General features: G+C 71.0%; 2 protein-coding genes and 2 rRNA genes. All 4 read left to right on the top strand.

Going from position 1 to position 2,994, the window contains the following annotated elements; translation table 11 throughout:
* Positions 1-105 (top strand): 23S ribosomal RNA (locus ACIOHG_RS37700); the annotation flags it as partial.
* Between the two features lie 145 nt (positions 106-250).
* A 5S ribosomal RNA gene (gene rrf / locus ACIOHG_RS37705) occupies positions 251-367 on the top strand.
* Between the two features lie 355 nt (positions 368-722).
* Entirely contained in the window at positions 723-1,976 is a 1,254-nt protein-coding gene (locus ACIOHG_RS37710; RefSeq protein ID WP_400958173.1) for a hypothetical protein, read from the top strand.
* Positions 1,973-2,860 carry a tetratricopeptide repeat protein gene (locus ACIOHG_RS37715; RefSeq protein ID WP_400958175.1) on the top strand — a complete coding sequence of 296 codons (888 nt, stop codon included), beginning with the start codon at positions 1,973-1,975 and terminating at the stop codon, positions 2,858-2,860. The genes ACIOHG_RS37710 and ACIOHG_RS37715 overlap by 4 nt, the downstream gene beginning before the upstream one ends.
* The last annotated feature ends 134 nt before the right edge of the window (positions 2,861-2,994 follow it).

Here is a 2,994-nt window from a genome sequence, read left to right on the forward strand (position 1 = left end):
TTGAGAGGGTAAGGCTCCCAGTAGACGACTGGGTTGATAGGCCGGATATGGAAGCCTCGTGAGGGGTGGAGTTGACCGGTACTAATAGGCCGAGGGCTTGTCCTCAGACGCTCGCGTTCACTGTGTGGTTCCCGGGTAGCGAACAGCTATCGCCGGTACGGAATCGGTGCATCCATGTATCGATTCCGACAGGTAAGTAGGTAACACAAATTTCAACTGAAAAGTGTGTTCGCTGAATACCCGATAGGGTTTCGGTGGTCATAGCGTGAGGGAAACGCCCGGTTACATTCCGAACCCGGAAGCTAAGCCTCATAGCGCCGATGGTACTGCAGGGGGGACCCTGTGGGAGAGTAGGACGCCGCCGAACAATTCTTCAATAGGCCGAGGCCCCAGCGATGAGCTGGGGCCTCGGCCTTTTTTGTTGGGCTTTTCAGCCGGACAGACGGCCGGCGGACGGCGGTCGGGCACCCGGACGCGGTGTCCGCCCGTGTGCCGGACAATGGACAAGACGGACGTTCCGGGCCCGGGTGAGGCTGCGGTGTCCGGGATCGCGCGCTGGTGTCGATGGATCGACAGTGGCGCCTCTAATGCTCGAAGTGTGCAGACAGGAGTCACCAGCATGTCGAACCCGCCCCAGGACCGGCCCGAGCGGCGAAACGACGGCGGCCGGGGGTACGAGCCCAGGTCGCGTGGAAGTTGGTCCAACGACCGTGGCCCGCGCCGTGACGATCGAGGCGAGGGTGGCGGCGGCGGTGGCTACCGTGGCCGCGACGACCGTCCCCAGGGCGGCGGTGGCGGTTACCGCGGCCGCGACGACCGTCCGTCGTACGGCGACCGTGGCGACCGTCCGCAGGGTGGTGGCGGTGGCTACCGTGGCCGGGATGACCGCCCCCAGGGTGGGTTCCGCAGCCGCGACGACCGTCCGCAGAGCGGTGGCGGTTACCGTCCGCGTGAGGACCGGCCGTCGTACGGTGACCGTCCGCAGAGTGGTGGCGGGTTCCGTGGGCGGGACGAGCGTCCGTCGTACGGCCGTGACCGGGACGACCGTCCCCAGGGCGGCGGCGGTTACCGTGGCCGGGACGACCGTCCGCAGGGCGGGTTCCGCAGCCGCGACGACCGTCCCCAGGGCGGTGGCGGCTTCCGCGGCCGGGACGAGCGTCCGTCCTACGGGCGGGACCGCGACGACCGGCCGCAGCGTGGTGGGTTCGAGCGTCGGGACGACCGTCCGCAGGGTGGGTTCCGCAGCCGCGACGACCGTCCCCAGGGCGGTGGCGGCTTCCGTGGCCGCGATGACCGTCCGCAGGGTGGCGACCGTGGTGGCTTCCGTGGGCGTGATGACCGTCCGCAGAGCGGTGGCGGTTACCGTCCGCGTGAGGACCGGCCGTCGTACGGCGACCGTGGTGGCTTCCGTGGGCGTGACGAGCGTCCGTCCTACGGGCGCGACCGCGACGACCGTCCGCAGGGTGGCGGTTACCGTCCGCGTGAGGAGCGGTCCTTCGACGACCGTCCGCAGCGCAGCGGTGGCTTCGAGCGTCGGGACGACCGTCCCCAGGGCGGCGACCGCGGCGGGTTCCGCAGCCGCGACGACCGTCCGCAGAGCGGTGGCGGCTACCGCGGCCGCGACGAGCGGCCGTCCTACGGGCGTGACCGCGACGACCGTCCGCAGCGCAGCGGTGGCTTCGAGCGTCGGGACGACCGTCCGCAGGGCGGGTTCCGCAGCCGCGACGACCGCCCCCAGGGTGGCGGTGGTTTCCGTGGGCGTGACGAGCGTCCGTCGTACGGGCGGGACCGCGACGACCGTCCCCAGGGCGGCGGTGGTTACCGGGGCCGGGACGACCGTCCGCAGGGTGGTGGCTACCGGGGTCGGGACGACCGGCCGCAGCGTGGTGGGTTCGAGCGTCGGGACGACCGTGGTGGGTACCGCGGGGGCCGGGACGACCGGGGCGGGTACGAGGAGCGGCGTCAGGAGCCGGTGAAGCGGCTGCCGATTCCGGACGACGTGACCGGGTTCGAGATCGACGCGGACGTGAAGCAGGACCTGAAGAGCCTGCCGAAGACGCTGGCGGACGACGTGGCGCGCAACCTGGTGATGGTGGCGCGGCTGCTCGACAGCGAGCCGGAGGAGGCCTACAACTACTCGCGGGTCGCGCTGCGGCTGGCGTCGCGGGTGGCGAGCGTCCGGGAGGCGGCCGGGTTCGCGTCGTACATGACGCAGCGGTACGCGGAGGCGCTGACCGAGTTCCGGGCCGCGAAGCGGATGACCGGGCGGGCCGACCTGTGGCCGGTGATGGCTGACTGCGAGCGTGGTCTGGGCCGTCCGGAGCGGGCGCTGGCGATGGCCGGTGAGCCCGAGGTGAAGCAGCTGGACAAGGCCGGTCAGGTCGAGATGCGGCTGGTCGCGGCCGGTGCGCGGGCCGACCTGGAGCAGTTCGACGCCGCCGTGGTGACGCTGCAGAGCGCGGAGCTGGCGTCCTCGGCGATCCACCCGTGGACGGCGCGGCTGCGCTACGCGTACGCCGACGCGCTGATCGCGGCGGGCCGGGCGGACGAGGCGCGCGAGTGGTTCGTGAAGGCCGTGGAGGCGGACACGGACGGTTCGACCAACGCCTCGGAGCGGCTGGCGGAGATCGACGGCATCGAGTTCACCGACGCGCTGGACGAGGACGCGGAGGACGACGGGGCCGAGGGCGCCGCGGCGGTCGAGCCGGTGCGTCGGCAGATCGACAAGGACGACGTCGGCGACGACCGGATGATCTTCGAGGACGAAGAGGACGTCGAGGAGTTCTACGACGAGGACGACCTCGAGATCGACGAGGACTACGACGAGGACGAGCACAAGGAGCAGCCGAAGAAGGGCTGACCCGGCTGCTCGCGCACGACGGGAAGGGCCCCGCTCCGGACGGGATGCCGTTGGCGAATTCGGGGTCTGATCGCTTCGCCCCGTCGGGTTGTTACCCGGCGGGGCGAAGCGCTGCCAGGTGCGATGTGCGGGTG

It is taken from the genome of Kitasatospora sp. NPDC088134, assembly GCF_044741705.1.
Classification (GTDB): Bacteria; Actinomycetota; Actinomycetes; order Streptomycetales; family Streptomycetaceae; genus Kitasatospora.